At 71.5% G+C, this 17,204-nt stretch carries 13 protein-coding genes and 1 pseudogene; 6 read left to right on the forward strand and 8 right to left on the reverse strand.

Going from position 1 to position 17,204, the window contains the following annotated elements; genetic code table 11:
* Positions 1 to 1,161: MFS transporter (locus ABZ896_RS04620; RefSeq protein ID WP_360922256.1), on the reverse strand; the 1,161-nt coding region annotated here is incomplete at its 3' end.
* A 97-nt stretch (positions 1,162 to 1,258) separates the two neighbouring features.
* On the reverse strand, positions 1,259 to 1,696 hold the full coding sequence (locus ABZ896_RS04625) for a MarR family transcriptional regulator (protein ID WP_360921853.1): 438 nt from the start codon (positions 1,694 to 1,696) through the stop codon (positions 1,259 to 1,261).
* Positions 1,697 to 1,970: 274 nt separating this feature from the next.
* On the opposite strand from ABZ896_RS04625, the pseudogene ABZ896_RS04630 reads away from it, so the two are divergent.
* From ABZ896_RS04630 to ABZ896_RS04640, 3 genes and pseudogenes are all read left to right on the forward strand, one after another.
* A pseudogene (locus tag ABZ896_RS04630) lies at positions 1,971 to 2,798 on the forward strand (trypsin-like serine protease); the annotation flags it as partial.
* Entirely contained in the window at positions 2,793 to 3,077 is a 285-nt protein-coding gene (locus ABZ896_RS04635) for an RICIN domain-containing protein (protein ID WP_360922259.1), read from the forward strand. The pseudogene ABZ896_RS04630 and the gene ABZ896_RS04635, both read left to right, overlap by 6 nt.
* A gap of 116 nt (positions 3,078 to 3,193) precedes the next feature.
* Complete coding sequence (locus ABZ896_RS04640) at positions 3,194 to 3,376, forward strand: ribbon-helix-helix protein, CopG family (protein ID WP_360921855.1); 183 nt, start codon at positions 3,194 to 3,196, stop codon at positions 3,374 to 3,376.
* A gap of 3 nt (positions 3,377 to 3,379) precedes the next feature.
* Here the strand turns inward: ABZ896_RS04640 and ABZ896_RS04645 are convergent, their stop codons facing one another.
* Positions 3,380 to 4,777, reverse strand: a complete 1,398-nt coding sequence (locus ABZ896_RS04645; protein ID WP_360921858.1) for an NCS2 family permease — start codon at positions 4,775 to 4,777, stop codon at positions 3,380 to 3,382.
* 112 nt (positions 4,778 to 4,889) lie between these two features.
* Between ABZ896_RS04645 and ABZ896_RS04650 the strand changes: the two genes are divergently transcribed.
* Both ABZ896_RS04650 and ABZ896_RS04655 read left to right on the forward strand, forming a co-directional pair.
* On the forward strand, positions 4,890 to 5,159 hold the full coding sequence (locus tag ABZ896_RS04650; protein ID WP_360921861.1) for a DUF2530 domain-containing protein: 270 nt from the start codon (positions 4,890 to 4,892) through the stop codon (positions 5,157 to 5,159).
* 98 nt (positions 5,160 to 5,257) lie between these two features.
* Complete coding sequence (locus ABZ896_RS04655; RefSeq protein WP_360921864.1) at positions 5,258 to 7,657, forward strand: cation-translocating P-type ATPase; 2,400 nt, start codon at positions 5,258 to 5,260, stop codon at positions 7,655 to 7,657.
* 6 nt (positions 7,658 to 7,663) lie between these two features.
* On the opposite strand, the gene ABZ896_RS04660 is transcribed toward ABZ896_RS04655, so the two are convergent.
* The 5 genes from ABZ896_RS04660 to ABZ896_RS04680 form a co-directional block, all read right to left on the reverse strand.
* Positions 7,664 to 8,461, reverse strand: coding sequence for a hypothetical protein (locus ABZ896_RS04660; protein WP_360921866.1), 798 nt, complete (start codon positions 8,459 to 8,461; stop codon positions 7,664 to 7,666).
* Between the two features lie 144 nt (positions 8,462 to 8,605).
* Complete coding sequence (locus tag ABZ896_RS04665) at positions 8,606 to 9,469, reverse strand: calcium-binding protein (protein ID WP_360921869.1); 864 nt, start codon at positions 9,467 to 9,469, stop codon at positions 8,606 to 8,608.
* 130 nt (positions 9,470 to 9,599) lie between these two features.
* Positions 9,600 to 10,823 carry a transposase gene (locus tag ABZ896_RS04670; RefSeq protein ID WP_360921871.1) on the reverse strand — a complete coding sequence of 408 codons (1,224 nt, stop codon included), beginning with the start codon at positions 10,821 to 10,823 and terminating at the stop codon, positions 9,600 to 9,602.
* 146 nt (positions 10,824 to 10,969) lie between these two features.
* A complete protein-coding gene (locus ABZ896_RS04675) occupies positions 10,970 to 14,254 on the reverse strand; it encodes a molecular chaperone Hsp90 (protein ID WP_360921873.1) in 3,285 nt (1,094 codons plus the stop codon).
* Positions 14,255 to 14,542: 288 nt separating this feature from the next.
* Complete coding sequence (locus ABZ896_RS04680) at positions 14,543 to 15,469, reverse strand: DUF3027 domain-containing protein (RefSeq protein ID WP_360921876.1); 927 nt, start codon at positions 15,467 to 15,469, stop codon at positions 14,543 to 14,545.
* A 359-nt stretch (positions 15,470 to 15,828) separates the two neighbouring features.
* Here ABZ896_RS04680 and ABZ896_RS04685 point away from each other — a divergent pair, with 359 nt between their 5' ends.
* Positions 15,829 to 17,172 (forward strand): MFS transporter, encoded by a 1,344-nt coding sequence (locus ABZ896_RS04685; RefSeq protein ID WP_360921878.1) that lies wholly within the window; start codon positions 15,829 to 15,831, stop codon positions 17,170 to 17,172.
* Positions 17,173 to 17,204 lie beyond the last annotated feature (32 nt).

Below are 17,204 nucleotides of genomic sequence, written 5' to 3' on the forward strand. Positions count from 1 at the left end.
GCCGATGGCGATCGCCGCCGCCGCGGCGATCGCGCCGCCCGCCGCGAGGCCCGCGCGGACGCCGTACGCGTCGGTGATCCAGCCCGCGATCGGCGCGCCGATGGGCGAGCCGCCCATGAACACCATCATGTAGAGGGACATCACCCGCCCCCGCATGGCCGGGTCGGTGCCCATCTGGACGGAGGTGTTGCCGGTGACGTTGACCGTCATGCCGAACATCCCGATCGGCACCATGAGCAGGGCGAACAGCCACAGCGAGGGGGCGATCGCGGCCACCATCTCCAGTGTGCCGAAGGCGATCGCGCCCACCACCAGCACCCGCATCTTGGCGGTGCCGCGCCGCGCCGCGAGCAGTGCGCCCGCGAGCGAGCCGACCGCCATCAGTATGTTGAAGAGGCTGTAGGAGCCCGCGCCCGCGTGGAAGACGTCGTCGGCGAAGGCCGAGAGGTAGACCGGGAAGTTGAAGCCGAAGGTGGAGACGAACCCGACCAGGACGATGGTCCAGATCAGCTCGGGGCGTCCGGCCACGTAGTGCAGGCCCTCCCGCAGCTGTCCCTTGCCGCGCGGGGCGCGCTCGACGACGTACAGCTCACGCGAGCGCATCATCATCAGGCCGACGAGCGGGGCGACGAAGGACAGGCCGTTGAAGAGGAACGCCCAGCCGGTGCCGACGCCGGTGATCATGACGCCCGCGACGGCGGGACCGACGAGCCGGGCCGACTGGAAGTTCGCGGAGTTCATGCTGACCGCGTTCTGCAACTGGTCCGGGCCGACCATCTCGGAGACGAAGGTCTGCCGGGCCGGGTTGTCGACGACGGTCGCGAGTCCTACGGCGAAGGCGGCGAGGTAGACGTGCCAGACCTGGACGTGGCCGGTCAGGGTGAGGGCGGCGAGCGCGATGCCGGTGGCGCCCATCGCGGACTGCGTGAACAGCAGCGCCCGGCGCTTGGGCAGCCGGTCGACGAGGACACCGCCGTAGAGACCGAAGAGGAGCATCGGCAGGAACTGGAGAGCTGTCGTGACGCCGACGGCGGTGGCGGAGCCGGTGAGGCTGAGCACCAGCCAGTCCTGGGCGATGCGCTGCATCCAGGTGCCGATGTTGGAGACGACCTGGCCGGCGAAGAACAGGCGGTAGTTCCTGACCTTCAGCGAGCTGAACATCGACGACTTGCGGGACACAGAGGTAGAAGGGATCGGTGCGGGGGCGGAAGGTGTTCCGGGTCCCGTACTCAAAGTGCGTTCGCCTCCTCGTTGTGGCTTACAGATGTGCGAGTTTCTCCAGCACGGGGGCGGCGGCGCGCAGTTTGGCCCACTCGTCCTCGTCGAGGCCGTCGACCAGGGTGGCCAGGAAGGCGTTCCGCTTGGCGCGGGACTCCGCGAGCATGGCCTCGGCCTGCTCGGTCTTGGTGACGACCTTCTGGCGCCGGTCCTCGGGATGCGGCTCCAGCCGGACGAGTCCCTTGGCCTCAAGGAGCGCGACGATGCGGGTCATCGACGGCGGCTGGACGTGCTCCTTGCGGGCGAGTTCGCCCGGGGTGGCCTTGCCGCAGAGGGAGAGGGTGCCCAGGACCGACATCTCGGTGGGGCTCAGCGACTCGTCGACCCGTTGGTGCTTGAGCCGACGGGACAGTCGCATCACGGCGGAGCGAAGGGCGTTCACGGCGGCAGCGTCGTCGCCATGGGTGAGGTCCGGCATCTCTTTAGCGTAACTCATTACTCTCGCTAAACAAGCTGGGGCGCACGAGGATTCCCGTGACCCCGGCCACTCGGGGAATTCGAGTGAATCTTCGACGCGTGATCGCGGGCCTCCCTAGACTGCCGGGAGCGGGGGGCCGCACGAGTGACTTCGAGCTGCGTTTCGCCATGTGCCGGGCCGACTCCCGGTCCGCGCGTCCTTGCGTCGAGCTCAGGGGGATCTCGTCTTGCGCCACTTGCGCCACTTCAGACACACGCGGTCGGCCGTCCTGGCCATGGTCCTGGCCGCGGTTCCGCTCGCGTGGTTCGCCGCGCCCGCGCCCGCCGTCACCGGCACCACCTACGCCGCCACCGCGCAGGTCGTCGTCGGCGACCACGTCCGCGGCTGCTCGGGCATCCTGGTCGCCCCGCAGTGGCTGCTCACCGGCAGCAGTTGCTTCCTGGACGACCCGGCCGCGGGCGGCACCGTACCCGCGGGCAAGCCGGCGCTGCCGACCACCGCGACCGTCGGCCGCACCGACCTCGGCACCACCGCGGGGGCGGTGCGCACGGTCACCGAGCTGCTGCCCCGGGCCGACCGCGACGTGGTCCTGGCCCGGCTCGACCGCGCGGTCACCAACGTCGCCCCCATGCCCCTGGCCGCCGCGCCCGCCGTCGGCGAGGAGCTGGCGTTCGCCGGGTTCGGGCGCACCAGGACCGAGTGGGCGCCGCTGAACCTGCACAGCGGCAAGCTCTCCGTGGACGCCTCCGACGCCACCACGGCCACCGTCACCGGCAAGGACGGCACGGCCGCGTGCGCCGGCGACACCGGCGGCCCGGTGGTGCGCGCGGTGAACGGCGTCAACCAGCTGGTGGCCCTCACCAGCCGCTCGTACCAGGGCGGTTGCTTCGGCACCGACGGGACCGAGACCCGCACCGGCGGAGTCGTCGCCCGCGTCGACGACCTGGGCTCCTGGATCAACACGGCCGCCACCGCCGCCCGCCCGCTCGCCAACCAGCGGACCGGCCGCTGCCTCGCGGTCCCCGGCGCGGACCTGGACAACGGCGTCGGCCTGATCCAGTGGACCTGCACCACCGGCCGCGAGCAGCAGTGGCACCTGGAGAGCGTCGCGGGCGGGGCGGGCGACCGCTACCGCGTCCGGAACGCCAACAGCAACAGGTGTCTGGCCATCCCGGGCGCCAACCCCGCCGACACCACCCAGGCCATCCAGTGGACCTGCACCACCGGCACCGAGCAGGTCTGGACCCACGACAGCCTCGGCCGGCTGCGGAACCTCGCCACCGACAAGTGCCTGGCCATCCCCGGCTCCACGACGACCATCGGCGCCAAGGCGATCCAGTGGCCGTGCTCGACCAACACCGATCAGCGCTGGACCTGGTGACGGCCGCCGGGCAGCTTCCCCTCCACGGCGGGCACTGAAACGCGATCGTCACCCGTACGAGTGAGTCGGCGGCGGAACGTGACCGCTGGTGGGCGGCTGCGGCGACCCTCGACTACATGGGGACCAGTGTGCTCAGCCTGCGGATAGACGGGGAGCTGCTCGAGCGGCTCCGGGACCATGCGGCGAAAAGGGGGATGAGCGTCCAGGACTACGTGGTCGGGACGCTCATCCGCAACGACTTCGACGAGCGGTTCCAGACCGCCGTCGAGGAGACCGAGAAGTTCTACGGCGTGACGTGACCGTCAGGTCAGCCCCAGCGCCGGCATCAGGTAGTAGAAGGCGAAGACGGCGGAGACGACGTACATCGCGGCCGGGATCTCCTTGGCCCGGCCGGCCGCCAGGCGCAGGACCACGAAGGTGATGAAGCCCATGCCGATGCCGTTGGTGATCGAGTAGGTGAACGGCATCATCACCATCGTCACGAACGCCGGGACGGCGATCGTGTGGTCCGCCCAGTCGATCTCCTTGACCGAACCGGCCAGGATCAGAAAGCCGACCGCGAGCAGGGCCGGAGTGGCGGCCTGGGACGGGACCATCGTGGCGACGGGCGTCAGGAAGAGGGCCACGGCGAACAGACCGCCGGTGACCACGTTCGCGAAGCCGGTGCGAGCGCCCTCGCCGACGCCGGCCGTGGACTCCACGAAGCAGGTGGTGGCCGAGGAGGAGCTGGCGCCGCCCGCCGCGACCGCGATGCCGTCGATGAAGAGGACCTTGTTGATGCCGGGCATCTGGCCCTGGGCGTCGGTCAGCTTCGCCTCGTCGGAGACGCCCATGATCGTGCCCATCGCGTCGAAGAAGCACGACAGCAGGACCGTGAAGACGAACAGGACGCCGGTCAGCACGCCCACGTGGGAGAAGCCGCCGAAGAGGCTGACCTTGCCGAGCAGGCCGAAGTCGGGGGTGGCGACCGGGTTGCCGGGCCACTCGGGCGTCGTCAGGCCCCAGGACGGGACCTTGGCGACGGCGTCGATGATCATCGCGAGGACGGTCATGGCGACGATCGAGATGAGGATCGCGCCGGAGACCCTGCGGACGATCAGCGCGAGGGTGAGCAGCGCGCCGAGGACGAAGACGAGCACCGGCCAGCCGGTGAGGTGACCGTCGCCGCCGAGCTGGAGCGGGACCGTGGTCTGGGCGACGTCCGGGATGCGGGAGACGAAGCCGGCGTCGACCAGGCCGATCAGCATGATGAACAGGCCGATACCGATCGAGATGGCCTTGCGCAGCCCGAAGGGCACCGCGTTCATCACGCGCTCGCGCAGGCCCGTGGCGACCAGCAGCATCACGATGAAGCCGGCAAGCACGACCATGCCCATCGCGTCCGGCCAGGACATCCGGGGCGCGAGCTGGAGCGCGACAACCGAGTTCACACCGAGTCCGGCGGCGAGCGCGATCGGCACGTTGCCGATGACACCCATCAGAATCGTGGTGAACGCGGCTGTCACGGCCGTCGCGGTGACCAGCTGGCCGTTGTCGAGGTGATGGCCGTACATGTCCTTCGCGCTGCCGAGGATGATCGGGTTCAGCACGATGATGTAGGCCATCGCGAAGAAGGTGGCGAAACCACCGCGGACCTCACGCGCGAGCGTGCTGCCACGCTCCGAGATCTTGAAGTAGCGGTCGAGGGCCGAGGTGGGCATTGGCGTTTCCTACGAACAGAATCGGACACAAGCAAACCGTTTCAGTATGAACGTATAACTCTCGAAGGTGCTATCTCCGCGCGTAGATGTGATCGCCTCGTAAGCTGTCCCCATGGCCGCATCTCCTTCGGGACCACCCCAGCGCGAAGCACCGGAGCCCCTGGAGGGCCCGGTCGTTCCCGTCGTCGTCGGCGGCACGATCCTGTGGTTCGTCCTCTTCCTCGTCCAGCTGCCCTTCTACGGCTGGTTCGACGACCACGGGCACACCTGGTGGGTGTGGACCTGCCTGGCCGGGGCCGTGCTCGGGCTGTACGGCATCTGGTTCGTACGCAAGAGGGACGCGGCGATCAAGCGGGCTGCTACCGAGACCGCAGAGCCGTAGCCCCGCCTACAACCAGGGCACGAGCCGTCTCCTCCCCAGGTCGGAACTTCCGGTCACTCGGCGGGTGAAGCCGCAAAACCGCACGTACCGTCGAATGCATGACGCACATCGACGCGGGCGCCGAACTCGACCCTGTGCACCCCGTGAGGGATCCGGTGGGGCGGCCGGAGCCGGGGCTCAGCGCCGCCGAGGTCGCCGAGCGGGTGGCGCGCGGGCAGGTCAACGACGTGCCGGTGCGCAGCAGCCGGTCCCTGGGCGAGATCGTCCGCGCGAACGTCTTCACCCGCTTCAACGCGATCATCGGCGTGCTCTGGCTGGTCATGCTGTTCGTCGCGCCCTTCCAGGACAGCCTGTTCGGGTACGTCATCCTCGCCAACACCGGTATCGGCATCATCCAGGAGTGGCGGGCCAAGCAGACCCTCGACTCCCTCGCGGTGGTCGGCGAGGCCCGGCCGACCGTACGGCGGGACGGAACCGCCGCCGAGGTCGGCACCTCCGAGATCGTCCTCGACGACCTCATCGAGATCGGGCCCGGCGACAAGGCCGTCGTGGACGGGGTGTGCGTCGAGGCGGACGGCCTGGAGATCGACGAGTCGCTGCTGACCGGCGAGGCCGACCCCGTGGTCAAACGGCCCGGCGACCCGGTCATGTCCGGCAGCTTCGTGGTCGCGGGCGGCGGCGCCTTCCGGGCCACCAAGGTCGGCCGCGAGGCGTACGCCGCCCAACTGGCCGAGGAGGCCTCGCGGTTCACGCTGGTCCACTCCGAACTGCGCAGCGGTGTCTCCCTCATCCTCAAGTACGTGACGTGGATGGTGGTCCCGGCCGCGATCGGCCTCGGCCTGACCCAGCTGCTCGCCAAGGACAACGGCGTCAAGGACTCCATCGCGCGGGCCGTCGGCGGGATCGTGCCGATGGTCCCGGAGGGGCTCGTCCTGCTGACCTCGGTCGCCTTCGCGATCGGCGTGATCCGGCTCGGCCGGAAACAGTGCCTGGTCCAGGAACTCCCCGCCATCGAGGGCCTCGCCCGCATCGACACGGTCTGCCTCGACAAGACCGGCACCCTCACCGAGGGCGGCATGGACGTCACCGGCCTCCGTCCGCTCCAGGGCGCCGACGAGTCGTACGTCCGCAAGGTGCTCGGCGCCCTCGGCGAGTCCGACCCGCGCCCCAACGCCTCGCTCCAGGCCATCATCGACGCCTACCCGGACACCGAGGAGTGGCGGTGCACCGAGTCGCTGCCCTTCTCCTCCGCCCGCAAGTACAGCGGGGCGACCCTCAGCGAGGGCGACGGCGAGTCCGGTACGTGGCTGCTGGGGGCGCCGGACGTGCTGCTGGCCGCGGACGACCCCGCGCTCGCCGAGACCGGGCGGCTCAACGAACAGGGGCTGCGGGTACTGCTGCTGGCCCGGGCCGTCCGCGAGCTCGACGACCCCGAGGTCGCCCGGGGCGCCCGCCCCACCGCGCTGGTCGTCCTGGAACAGCGGCTGCGCCCCGACGCGGCCGACACCCTCGCGTACTTCGCCGACCAGGACGTCCGCGCCAAGGTGATCTCCGGCGACAACGCGGTCTCCGTCGGCGCGGTGGCCGGAAAACTCGGTCTCACCGGCACGGTCGTCGACGCGCGCGAACTGCCCGCCGAGCAGGACGGGATGGCGGCGGCGCTCGACGAGGGCACGGTGTTCGGACGCGTCACCCCGCAGCAGAAGCGGGACATGGTGGGCGCGCTCCAGTCACGCGGGCACACGGTCGCGATGACCGGGGACGGCGTCAACGACGTCCTCGCCCTCAAGGACGCCGACATCGGGGTCGCGATGGGCTCCGGGTCCGAGGCCACGCGGGCGGTCGCGCAGATCGTGCTGCTCAACAACAGCTTCGCGACGCTGCCTTCGGTGGTCGCCGAGGGGCGGCGGGTGATCGGCAACATCACCCGGGTCGCGACGCTGTTCCTGGTGAAGACCGTCTACTCGGTGCTGCTGGCGCTGCTCGTGGTGTGCTGGCAGATCGAATACCCCTTCCTGCCCCGGCACTTGACCCTGCTGTCCACGCTCACCATCGGCGTGCCCGCGTTCTTCCTCGCGCTCGCGCCCAACAACGAGCGGGCCAAGCCGCACTTCGTACGGCAGGTCATGCGGTACTCGATCCCGGGCGGGGTGGTGGCCGCGGTCGCGACCTTCGCCACATATCTGATCGCCCGTCACCACTACACCGGCGAGGGCTCGTTGGAGGCGGAGACCAGTGCCGCCACGCTCACCCTGTTCCTGATCTCGATGTGGGTGCTGGCGATCGTCGCCCGCCCCTACACCTGGTGGCGGGCGGTTCTGGTCGCCTCGATGGGGCTCGCCTTCGTGCTGGTGCTGGCGGTGCCGTGGCTCCAGGACTTCTTCGCGCTGAAGCTGGTCGGCACCGAGATGCCCTGGATCGCGGTGGGCATCTCGGTGGTGGCGGCGGCCGCCCTGGAGTTCCTGTGGAGGTGGGTCGACCGCCGCGTACCGGCCTAGCGGGTGCTACTGGACGTCGACGAAGTCACCCGCGGCGCTGACCGCCGGAGTGGTCGTCGTGCCCGCGAAGCTGTACCGGTAGTAGCCGTCGACCGTGGCCGTGGTCGTCGTCTTCAGGGTGCCCGTGGAGGACGTCTTGACGGTCTTCAGCGTGGTGTAGGTGCTGGAGCCCTTCTTGCGGAACTGCAGCTTGACCGGCTGGGTGGCGTAGCCGGCGTACTTGTTGGTGTCCCAGTTGGCGCGGGACAGCTTGCCGGTGACGGTGATCGTCCTGCCCTTCTTCACCGGCTCCGGGGCGGCGTCGGCGGTGAGGGTGGACCGGCGCTGGAGCTTGGTGGTGCCGAGGTCGCCCTGCCAGGTCGGCCCGTTGTCCGCGTCGACCGCGAGGCCGCCCAGCTTCCAGCTGCCCGCCTCGCTGTTGACCAGGTCGTCGTCCTCGGAGGTCTTGGGGCGCAGCTCGATCTTGGCCGTGCACTTCAGGACGGTCGAGGAGGACGCCGTGCAGGTGCCCGGGTTGTCCCCCATGACGATGTCGTCGGAGTGGGTGCCGAGGGTGGCCCCACGGTAGAGGACCGGACCGGTCTCGAAGCTGTCCGCGCTCAGACTGGCGGGCTTGGTCACGGTGTAGGTCGCCGAGACGACGACCTCGGCGGCGGAGCCGACCACGATGTTCTTGCCGCCGTTGACCTTGAGCGCGGAGAAGGTGACGGCGGGCCCGGCCGTGGCGGCCTGCGCGGCCGGGACGACGAGGGCGGAGAGGGCCACGGCGCCGGAGACGGCGACCACGGTGGCACGTATGCGCATGTGCGTTCCCCTGGAGGGATCGGTGTTCGTTCTAGGGGTCTGTTGACCCACGACATCCGATCCCTCAGGGGGCCGACCGGTTGTACTGCGGAAACCGGATTTTGTCAGCACATGCGCAACGCTTTACCTCATGGCCATACGGCTTTACTTCACGTCGACGAAGTCACCCGTGGCGTTGACCGCCGGGGTCGTGGTCGTGCCGGCGAAGCTCCAGCGGTAGTAGCCGTCGACCGTCGCCTTGAGCGTGGTCTTCAGGGTGCCCGTGGAGGACGTCTTGACGGTCTTCACGGTGGTGTAGGTGTCGGAGCCCTTCTTGCGGAACTGCAGCTTGACCGGCTGGGTGGCGTAGCCGGCGTACTTGACGGTCTCCCAGTTGGCGCGGGACAGCTTGCCCGTGACGGTGATCGTCTTGCCCTTCTTCACCGGCTCCGGGGCGGCGTTGACCGTCAGCTTCGACAGCCGCTGGACCTTGTGCGTGCCGTAGGTGAAGTTCCAGTAGTCGGTGCCGGCCTCGTCGTTGGCGAGGACGGCCGCCGTGATGTGCCAGTTGCCGGCCAGGGCGTTCATGTACAGGTCGCCGCTGTAGCCCGGGTAGGCCGTGATGGTCAGCTTGCAGGTCGAGGTGGTGGCGTTGACGGCGGTGCAGGTGGCCGTCTCCTCGTTCGGCGGCAGGAGGCCGTCGAGGTTGTCCTCGTCCTTGCCGTGCCACAGGTCGATGTAGGCGTCCGCGATGCCGGTGGAGTGGCTGGCGGTCAGGGAGACGGTGAACTTCTTGGCGGCGGTCGTACCGACGACGATGTCCTTGCCGCCGTTGATCGTCACCTTGGAGATGACGGGCAGCTCCTCGTCGGCGGCGGCCGCCGTGCTCATCGCCGCCCGGGAGACCCCGAACCGCTCGGCGGCGGACGGCCGGTCGAGATCCGGCCCGGAGGCCTGCGCGGCCGGCACGGCGAGAGCGGAAAGGGCCAGGGCACCGGTCAGGGCGGCCACGGTGGCTCGAATACGCATGAATTCCCCACGTCTGATCAGCGAGTCTCGTAACTCACTGATCAGATGCGCGACAGAAGTGAAAGGTTGCACAGAAGTAAGAACTTTCCTTGAATGCTCCCCTCCCTGAAGGGGGGAAGGGATTCCTGGCTCAGGCTGCCGGGCGGAACTGCGTTCCGTCCGGTCTCATGCCCTCGGCACCAGCAGGGCTCAGACCCGCCCTGTGGAGCATCACGCGCGCGGAGTTCTTGTCTCTGGGCGAGACGTGTCCGCACGCGGTGCAGGTGTAGGTGCGTTCACCCAGCGGGAGTCGGTACTTGGTTCTCGCACCGCACCCTCCGCAGTCCATCGTGGTGTACGCGGGATGGACCAGATGCACGATCCTGCCGTGCTTGCGGGCCATATGGAGCAGGGCCTGCTTGGTGGCACCGATGGCGGCGTCCGCGGCCTTCCTCGCCATCGTCGACCTAGCCAGGAAATTCGGCTTGAAGTCCTCCACGGCCAACTGGTCGTGGTCCAGGGCAACCTGCTTGGCCCACTTGCGGGCGGTGTCCTCGCGCTGCCGGGCGACCTTCTTGTGCGCCTTGGCGCGCAGGTGTTTCGCCGCCTGGTAGCCACGCGAGGCGGACTGTCCCTTCCCGGGTTTGCGGCGGGCCATCATCCGGTCGTACCGGGACAGCTTCGCCGTGGCCTTCTTGCCGTGCTCGGGATGCGGAAGATCGTGCGGGGCGGAGGTGGTGGTGGCGATCTCCCTCACCCCCCAGTCAATGCCGATCACCACCCCCGTCTCCGGCAGCGGTTCGACGGCGGCGGGGACGACGAAGCTCGCGTACCAGTGGCCGAGGCTGTCCTGAACGACGCGCACCGAGGTCGGGTCGGCGGGCAGCGGACGCGACCACACCACGCTCAGCACGATGCCGCCCGCCAGATGCAGACGACCATCACCCTTCAGCTGGAAGCCGCGCCGGGTGTAGTTCAACGTCGGGCGCGTCTCGTGCCTCTTCTTGAAGCCCGGCATCCCGGCCCGCTGCCGCACCGGCAGCCCCTCCATGACGTCCTTGAGCGCCTTGGTACGGGACTTCCCGAAGTCCCGGATGATCTGCTGCTGCGGCACCGAACTGCCCGCCCGCAGCCACGGCGTGATCGCGCGGGCCTGGGTGAGCATCTTGTCCAACTGGGCCGGACCACACGTCCGCTTGTCCTGCGGATGCGCGACGTTGTACTCGTGGACTGCCTTCGACCGGGCCACCGCCTCGTTCCAGATCCACCGGCACCTGCCCCACTCCGCGCCCAGCGCCGCCTCGGCGGTGGCCGACACCCGCAACCGGTAAGTGAAGCGGGCATACCCCGCCCCCTCACTGCCTGCCGCCGCCATGCCCTCGCCCCCGCCGTGTCCTTGTTCCGGTCATGCGCCCACTGGGAAGCGACCGTACGGGCGAGGTCCGTACACGTGCCCGCACTTCCCGTCACGATCACCCCTGCCAGCGATCACGCGAGCACGCGTTCGTCAGGTGAAACCGATCAGTCGAACCAGCGGTCCCTCGCCAGTTCCGCCGTGCGGGTCGGGTCCTCCAGGAGGGCCGCTACCTCGAAGCGGCGGGGCCACTGGCCCGCTGCCCAGGCGAGGCCCGCGGCCACGCCCTCCAGGGTCGCGGCGTGCAGGGCGCCGTCGTTCGTCAGGCGCCAGTCGATCTCGACGCCGTCAACGACGAGTTCGTCGTGTTCGACGTACGACTCGGGCGTGCGCGACCCGAGCAGGACCCGCACCGGCTCCGGTACGTCGTGCTCCGTGCCCTGTGAGTCCACGGACCCGGTGACGGACTCGCTCAGGCGCCGGACCTGGAACAGCTCGGCCAACTCGGCGGCCCGGGCCGGGCGGACCGGCAGCAGCGGCACGCCCTCGGTGAACGGCAGCAGGTCCGGCGAGTCGACGACGACCGCGTCGGCCGCGTCCACGACCTCGACCCGGCCGTCCACCACGGCCCGCAGCTCGTCGGGCAGGGTGACCTGCTCGGGGTCCAGGTCGGCCAACGCACCGTAGAGCGCGTGCAGTTGGGCGCCGGTCACCGGACGGTCCGGGTCGGCGAGGCGGTCCAGCAGCTCCGCCGCACCGCCCGGTTCGTCGAGGAGGGCGGCCACCGAGGTGCGGACGCCCAGGGCGCGCAGTACCTGTTCGTCGTCGAAGCCGGTCGCGTCGGCCTCGTCGTACAGGCCGCGCAGGAGGGGGTCACCGCCTGCCGCGAGCAGGCCGGCGGGGCGGCGGCCGTCCAGTACCGGGTTCCCGCGCAACCACCAGGCCGTGTAGGACCGTACGACTTCGTGGGTGCCGTCCGGGAGGAGGACGCGCAGCTGCTGGGTGAGGGCGTCCCGGAGCGGGGGCCGGGCCAGCAGCGCCAGGGCCTGGGGCCACTTGTCGTCGTCCACGAGGTCCAGGTCGCGTACGGCGATCAGCTCCGTGGCGACCGGCGGAACCGGGGTGTCGGGGAAGCGGTCGAGGATGTCCTCGCACCACACGTCCACGGCGTCCAGCAGACCCGCGTCGTCGGGTTCGGCGAAGTCGCCCTCGCGGGGCTCCAGTTCGTCCGGGTCGAGGACGACGTCGGTGGCCCGGACCAGGGCGAAGTTGGCGAGGACCCCGCAGGCCGCGAGTGGCTGCTCGCCCCACTTGTCGGCCAACTCCGCGTCCACCAGCGCCAGTTCGTCCTCGCGCATCACCGACGCGAACGCGCTGCCGGGCAGGACGAGTTCGCCCGCGGGCACCAGCTCCCCGTCCTCGTCGGGAAGGGCGAGCGCGCCCAGCCAGGGTTCCTCGCCGGGCTCCAGGCCCGCGTCGCGCACCAACGCCAGGACGGTGTCCGCGAGTTCCTCGGCGTCCGGTGCCTCCTGCTCCCAGTCGAGGCCGCCGTCGTCGTCCAGGGAGGCCGCCACGGCCGCCCTTACCTGGGGCGTGGTGAGCACCGCGCGCGGGGTCGCGGGCAGCGCGCCCAGCTTCTCCAACAGCGGGTGCGCTGCGTCCGGGTGGGCGACCTTGAGGCCGAGCCGGGCGAGGATCTCGGGGTCGATACGGGCCCCGTCCGCGGACGGCAGCAGCACCTGCCGGGGCCCGATCGTCGTACGGCCGTCGGCGAGCGGGACCGGCAGTCCGGAGAGCCGGTCGGGGTCGACGCCCGCGAGGCTGTCGTAGAGCCGCCGCCACCAACCGGGCTCCTTCTCCAGCCCCGCGAGCCGGTCCACGGCGTCGGTGAGCGGGACCCGGGCCACGCCCAACGTCCGCAGCTCCACCCGGCGTTCGAGCCCGGCGGGCAGCAGCGTGGGCAGCACCTCGGCGAGCACCCGCACGGTCTCGGCCCCCGCCCCCTCGACGACCTCGGCGTCACGGGGGCGCAGGGCCTCGGGGGCGTCGGCGTCGGTGGTGAGGCGGTGGTCGGAGGGGTCGGTGAGGCCGCCGTCGCCGGAGCCTCCGGAGAAGGCGGCGGATCCCCCGGTCAGGTCGGCGGCGGCCCAACCGGCCATGTCCGCGGCCCCCCGGCCCACACCACCGTCCGCACCGGCCACTCCCCCGGACGGGGCCAGCGCCGGCGGCAGGAACTCCGTGCGCGGCAGCCGTTCCAGGATCGCCGCGCGCAGGGCGCCGTCCAGCTCCCCCTTGCCGAGCGGGCCCGGCACCAGGGCGATGACGCCCTCGGTCACCGGCCGCCAGGCGGCGAGGAGTTCGGCGTAGGCGTCGGCCGCGCGCTGCACCAGGAAGTCGGTGAGCGGGCCGGGTGCCGCGTGCCGTCGGGTGGGGTCCAGCGGGAAGGTGGCGATGAGCAGGGCGGGTACGCCGAGGGGCTCGTCGCTGGGGGTCGGGGCGTGCACGACCGGGCTGGTGCGCGGATGCGCCGGGGAGCCGTCGGCGTCCGCCGGTACGGCCCAGGTCAGCGACCAGTGCGGCCGCAGCCGCTCCTCGACGGGCCGGTCGGCGAGGAGTTCGGGGGTGAGCGGCCCGTGCGCGGACGCCGTACGCCACCGGGTCGTACCGTCGCGCGAGTCCTCCACGACGGTGAAGACGCCGTCGGTGCGGCGGCTGATGGTCCGCGTCGTGTCCGTCTCGACGACGACCTCCTCCAGGCCGGGCAGGGCGAGGAGGAGGGCGTCGTCGACGGCGTTCAGGAGCCGCTCGGCCAGGTCGGCGGCGGCGGTGTCGCGCAGCGGGAGGATGACGACGGTGTCGTACGGGTCCGGGGCGGTGCCCTCGGCGGCGAACGGGAGCCGCAGCAGCGGCACATGGCCGTCGCGGCGCCGGATCTCGTCGCCGAGCCCGGGGCTGTGGCGGGCGGTGTCGGCCGCGTGGTCGCGGGCCTCGGCCAGGGACCAGCGCACCCCGCCGTGCCGGCCGACGACGGCGGGCTCGTCGGTGACGGCGAGGACGGCGGAGAAGCCGACGCCGAAGCGGCCGATGGAGGCGGCCGGACCGGCCTGGTCGCCCTGCGGTTCGCGTTTCGCCGAGGCGCGCAGGGTGGACAGCGACTCGACCCCCGCCGCGTCCAGCGGCGCACCGGTGTTCGCGGCGAAGAGCACGCCCTCCCGCAGCGTGAGCCGGAGCCGTCCGGGCACCCCCGCCCGGGCCGCCGCGTCGGCGGCGTTCTGCGCGAGTTCGACGACGAGCCGGTCCCGGTAGCCGCCGAGGACCAGGTCCTCCTCGGCGTTGGCGTCCTCGCGGAAACGGGCGGGGCTGGTGGCCCAGGCATCCAGCACACCGCGCCTGAGCCGCGCGGTCCCGAACGGGTCCGCGCCCTCGGCAGCGGGCCGCACGAACTTGCTCACGTTCACACTCTCCTCGTCGGCGTGACGACGAAGGTACCGCGCGCGGGGACGGGCGTGATCCGGGGAGGGGCGGGGCTCGGGAAGGCCGGGGCTCGGCGCCCGGGCCGCCGGCAGTGTCGTACCGGGTCACCCGCTCCCCGCCGGTCGACGTGCCGACACGCGCGGTCGCCCGATGCGGGAGGTCGCCGCGTCGGTGCCCGCACATCCGCACCGCCGGCAAGCCTGCGCCCCGGACCTGGCGGCAAGCCTCCGCCTCGCGGACGTGAAGGACCGACCCGCCGCACCCCGCTACGAGTGCCCCAGCTCCGCCGTCTCCTCGTCCGCCATCGCCGGGACCGAGCCCGAGTCCGGTGCCGGGCGGAGGGGGAAGGGGTCGACCGTGGTCTCGTCGATGACCGGCGGGGCCGGGCGCGGGGGCGTCGGCATGACCGCCGCCTCCGAGTGGCCGCCGCAGCCGTAGGACAGGGAGACCACACGGCCGTCCGCGGGGGCGAACTCGTTGGCGCACAGGCCGAACGCCTGGCCCAGCGAGCCGCCGAGCGGGACGAGGAAGCCGCAGCTCACACAGGACGCCGGGGCCGCCTGGGCCATCGGGGTCTGCGAGCCGTAGGCGTCCTCCCAGCGGTCCGCGGCGACATGCAGGCCGTAGCGGGACAGCACCCGCGCCCGGCGCATGCCCAGTTCCTCCGCCACAGAGGCGATCGACCCCCGCGCGGGGACCACCGGAAGGTTCGCCGGGGTGCCCCCCGTGACGTCCGCGTCCTCCGCCTCGACCAGTTCCGCCATCTCCGCGGAGACCGCCGCGCTCGGCAGCGGCTCGTCCTCGCCGGAGTACCCCGGCTCCAGCCGGAGGTCCTCGGCGTCGGTCGGCAGCAGATCGCCGGGACCCATGTCACCGGGGCGCAGCCGCTCGCTCCACGGCACCCACTCGGGCGCCAAGAGCGCGTCGGGGCCGGGCAGCAGGACCACCTCGTCGAGCGTGACGATCTTCGCGCGGGACGCCCGCGCCACCGTCACCGCCCAGCGCCAGCCCCGGTAACCGAGTTCCTTGCACTCGAAGAAGTGCGTCACGACACGGTCGCCCTCGGAGACCAGTCCCGCGTGCTCGCCCACCACGCCGGGGGCGGCGGCCTCCTCGGCTGCGGTACGGGCGAGGTCGACGGCCTCGGCGCACAGGCGGTCGGGGGTGCGGCTTCGCGTTGTCGCTGCGCTCACGGTCTCGCTTCTCTCCTACGCCGTCACTCGGGTGCGCCGGCCTGAAGGCGGTGGGTGCGGACGGAGCGGACCGAAGGGCCGCGTCGACGTCCGCGCCCGTTCGCGCTCGGGCGCACCTGCTGGAATCCATTCTGCGGGATGTCCGAGAGGCGCGCGGCCGAGAACGTTCGCCACGACGCGCTACGCACGCTACCTGTTAGTCGGCGCTCGGCCTACACCGACGTGATGGTTCCGCAACTTGATGAGTGGTCCTGCGCGCGGTTACCGCACTACTCACAGCTTTCTCGGGGCACTATGACGGGGTGGCAGCCGCAAGGGCTCCGCAGGGAGCCACCGGGATCCGTGGCGGTCCGGGCCGGATGACCGGACCCGTCCGCGCGGTCGGCCGTGCCCTGCACCTCCCCTTCACCGGCACCGCCCGCGGCATCCGCAAGGCGACCCACGCCCACGGCGCGGGCGAGTCGGGCCTCGGCAAGCTGATCGAACTGCACGCGGTCAACGGCGCCGGCGACGTCATGATCACCGTCGCGCTCGCCTCGACGGTGTTCTTCTCGGTGCCGACCGACGAGGCCCGCGGCCGCGTCGCCCTCTACCTCGCCATCACCATGGCCCCCTTCACCGTCCTCGCGCCGGTGATCGGCCCCCTCCTCGACCGCCTCCCGCACGGCCGCCGCGCCGCCATGGCCGGCGCCATGCTCGCCCGCGCCCTGCTCGCGCTGATCATCTCCGGGGCGGTGGCCACCGGCAGCCTGGAGCTGTACCCGGCCGCGCTCGGCGTCCTGGTCGCCTCCAAGGCGTACGGCGTCGTCAGAAGCGCGGTCGTGCCCCGGCTGCTGCCACCCCGCTTCTCCCTGGTCAAGGCCAACTCCCGCGTCACCCTCGGCGGACTGCTCGCGACCGGCATCGCGGCCCCCGTCGGCGCCGGGCTCCAGGCGATCGGACCGCGCTGGCCGCTCTACGGCGCCTTCGTCATCTTCATCGCCGGGATGTTCCTGTCCTTCTCGCTGCCGCCGAAGGTCGACTCGGCCAAGGGCGAGGACGTGGCGCTGCTCGCCGCCGACGAGGAGCACCTGCACGGACCGCACCTCAAGCCGGTCAAGCGGCCGGGGCTGCGCACGGTCGGCACCGCCGTCACCCACGCCCTCGGCGCCAACGCCACCCTGCGCTGGCTCTCCGGCTTCCTCACCTTCTTCCTCGCCTTCCTGCTGCGCGAACACCCGCTGACCGGCGAGAGCGCGGCCGTCTCCCTCGGCCTGGTCGCCGTCTCGGCGGGCGCGGGCAACGCGCTCGGTACGGCCGTCGGGGCATGGCTGAAGTCGAAGGCGCCGGAGATCATCATCGTGACGGTGGTGGCCGTCGTGCTCGGCGCGGCGGTCGTCGCGGCGGTCTTCTTCGGGGCGTTCCTGGTGGCGTGCCTGGCCGCCGTCGCCGGTTTCTCGCAGGCCCTGTCCAAGCTGTCCCTGGACGCGCTGATCCAGCGGGACGTGCCCGAACCGGTCCGCACCTCCGCCTTCGCCCGCTCCGAGACGCTGCTCCAGGTGTCCTGGGTCTTCGGCGGCGCGGTCGGCATCGTGATGCCCCTCAACGGCTACCTGGGCCTCGCGGTCGCGGCCGCCGTCGTCGCCGCGGGCTGGCTCGGCACCGCCAAGGGCCTGCTGAGCGCCGCCCGGCACGGCGGAGCGCCCCGGGCGCGAGTGGCGTAACGAACAGGGCACGCCGTACCCCGCATAAAGGG

This window comes from Streptomyces sp. NPDC047072 (assembly GCF_040643855.1).
Lineage (GTDB): Bacteria > Actinomycetota > Actinomycetes > Streptomycetales > Streptomycetaceae > Streptomyces.

What these genes read in the sequence shown, in the direction of transcription:
- ABZ896_RS04625 (WP_360921853.1), bottom strand. Translation starts at nt 1,696, where the DNA reads ATGCCGGACCTCACCCATGGCGACGACGCTGCCGCCGTGAACGCCCTT.
- ABZ896_RS04640 (WP_360921855.1), top strand. Translation starts at nt 3,194, where the DNA reads ATGGGGACCAGTGTGCTCAGCCTGCGGATAGACGGGGAGCTGCTCGAG.
- ABZ896_RS04645 (WP_360921858.1), bottom strand. Translation starts at nt 4,777, where the DNA reads ATGCCCACCTCGGCCCTCGACCGCTACTTCAAGATCTCGGAGCGTGGC.
- ABZ896_RS04650 (WP_360921861.1), top strand. Translation starts at nt 4,890, where the DNA reads ATGGCCGCATCTCCTTCGGGACCACCCCAGCGCGAAGCACCGGAGCCC.
- ABZ896_RS04655 (WP_360921864.1), top strand. Translation starts at nt 5,258, where the DNA reads ATGACGCACATCGACGCGGGCGCCGAACTCGACCCTGTGCACCCCGTG.
- ABZ896_RS04660 (WP_360921866.1), bottom strand. Translation starts at nt 8,461, where the DNA reads ATGCGCATACGTGCCACCGTGGTCGCCGTCTCCGGCGCCGTGGCCCTC.
- ABZ896_RS04665 (WP_360921869.1), bottom strand. Translation starts at nt 9,469, where the DNA reads ATGCGTATTCGAGCCACCGTGGCCGCCCTGACCGGTGCCCTGGCCCTT.
- ABZ896_RS04670 (WP_360921871.1), bottom strand. Translation starts at nt 10,823, where the DNA reads ATGGCGGCGGCAGGCAGTGAGGGGGCGGGGTATGCCCGCTTCACTTAC.
- ABZ896_RS04685 (WP_360921878.1), top strand. Translation starts at nt 15,829, where the DNA reads ATGACCGGACCCGTCCGCGCGGTCGGCCGTGCCCTGCACCTCCCCTTC.